Source organism: Aquimarina macrocephali JAMB N27, from assembly GCF_000520995.1.
GTDB classification, from domain to species: Bacteria; Bacteroidota; Bacteroidia; order Flavobacteriales; family Flavobacteriaceae; genus Aquimarina; species Aquimarina macrocephali.
The window spans coordinates 1-2,195 of the sequence record NZ_JACA01000032.1; the positions used below are offsets into that span (position 1 = coordinate 1).

A 2,195-nucleotide genomic window follows, 5' to 3' on the forward strand; every position below is an offset into this window, starting at 1 on the left:
CCCCACAACAGGAGTTATATTCTATGATGAAGCTTCGGGAATGGGGAACTATAACTCTCCTGTAGTAGCCAAAGTTGCCTGGGATAATTACAAATACTGCAATATATACATCACCAGAGATTTATACGATGACGGAGATTTCTATAATTCAGGAGTAGCATGGTATCCTAATACCACCATGTCTGCTGCCAATATTGCTCGAGTAGTATACAACGGAAGTTATTTAGGAAATAATACTAATGAGAATTTCAGATCAGTACTAACTCACGAATTCGGGCACTACTTTGATCTACCTCATACCTTTGATAAAGGAGTATGTAATAATGATCCTAATGATGGAGATGGTGTTGCAGATACTCCTTCTCACAAAAAAAATTCTTCAAAAACCAATTGTACCGTTCTAAAAAATTGTCTGAATCAGGAAATCAATAGTGAGAATTTCATGGATTATACAGATTGTTATAAAATGTTTACACAAGGGCAAGTTACCCGAATGGTTAATGCTATTGATAATTCACCTACCAGAAATACATTGTGGACAAACACCAATCTAACTGCTACCGGTTTGGCTTCTGATTTGGGTGCTCGTATCGCTACCTCTGGAGCAATATTTGAGGAACGTTATCTAAATGATGGCCTTATAGAAAGTACTATTGATATTACTTGTGAGGACTGTACTTTTACAAAAAACTCTGGAGATATGGTGCTTAATACCGATTATACCGTAACCAATCTACCTGCTGGTTTAACCCCCAGAATTGTAATAAACAGTGCTACTTCTGCAACCATACATCTGGATAATACTGCTTCTAGTCATAATCTTGCCAATTCTGTAGCTAATCTTTCTTTTACTTTCCTTAACCCGATAGTAACTGGTGGAGTAACACAACTATATAAAAATAGCATAGATAATCTGAAAGTAGACTTTAACGATGTATATACAGAATACTGTAATGTAAATATATCATATGCTGTATATGCACACATCACTAATATTGAATTTGATGGTAGAACAAATCCATCAGGATATAATGGAGTTTCCAATTACACAAAAAGTCTTATATACCCAGCTAAACAAGGAAAAACCTATCCTTTAACAATTACAACCAACAAAGGTAATGGTGGTGCTGGTGATAATTTAAGAATTCAAGGATGGTTTGACTGGAATAATAATTTTATCTATGAGGATAATGAACTAATAATCTCCCATGCATACGCCAACAGTAGTGTTGATGCCAATGGCGATTACAAATACACTACCAATATTACTATCCCTGCAGATGCTGTTTTAGGGAACACAGCTTTTAGAATTCTGGCACACTATGTACAAAATAACGATGGTGATACAGCATGTAGCAGTATTGACAGTGGTGAATCTGAAGATTATGGACTAAATATCCTAGATCAAAATGCTACTTTTTCTATGGAATTTTCGGGAGCTCCTACCACAGTTAATTTCTCACAAGGTGTAGCATTCTCTGATCTTACTGTAACCGATAATGGGGATTCTATTACTTCCTGGTTATGGACATTTGAAGGAGGGCAACCTGCTACTTCTACAGATAAGAGTCCTTCTAATATCATATTCTCTGAAGGAGGAACTTATGATGTAACTCTAAAAGTGACAACAGCCAATGGAATAAATAAAACGCTTACTAAAACGGATTACATAACTTCAGCATTAAACTACTGCGATAGCGAACCAAAATTCGGAGGTTATTTCAACGTAAATCACGTTACTTTAGCTACAATAGATCACGCCCCTCTTAAAAGTAGAGCTGGTGATTACTATGACACCGTATTTACTACTTTAGAAACTGGAAAAACTTACCCTATTACCATTAAAACAGAGCGTGGTAATGGTGGAACTAGTGATGTAAATAGAGTACGCGTATGGGCAGATTGGAATTTTGACAGTATGTTTTCAGATAATGAACTAGTGTCCACCCAAGTCGTAAACCATGCAGATTATACCAATGATGAGTATTCTTTTACAGCCAATATTACTGTACCAAACAATGCTGCAATAGGTAAAAAAGTAGGATTAAGGGTAATTGGTCACTTTGTAGATGGTACAGATGGAGATTCTGCTTGCGGTTCATATGATAGTGGAAATACGGCTGATTATGGAATTATAATTTCTGAAGCAATATCAACTTGTAATGATGGGATCCAGAATGGGGATGAAACAGGAG

Annotated in this window: 1 protein-coding gene; it reads left to right on the forward strand. The window is 36.2% G+C overall.

The window, feature by feature from the left end:
* A partial coding sequence (locus Z054_RS30400) for a M43 family zinc metalloprotease (RefSeq protein ID WP_024771316.1) occupies positions 1-2,195 on the forward strand: 2,195 nt, incomplete at both ends.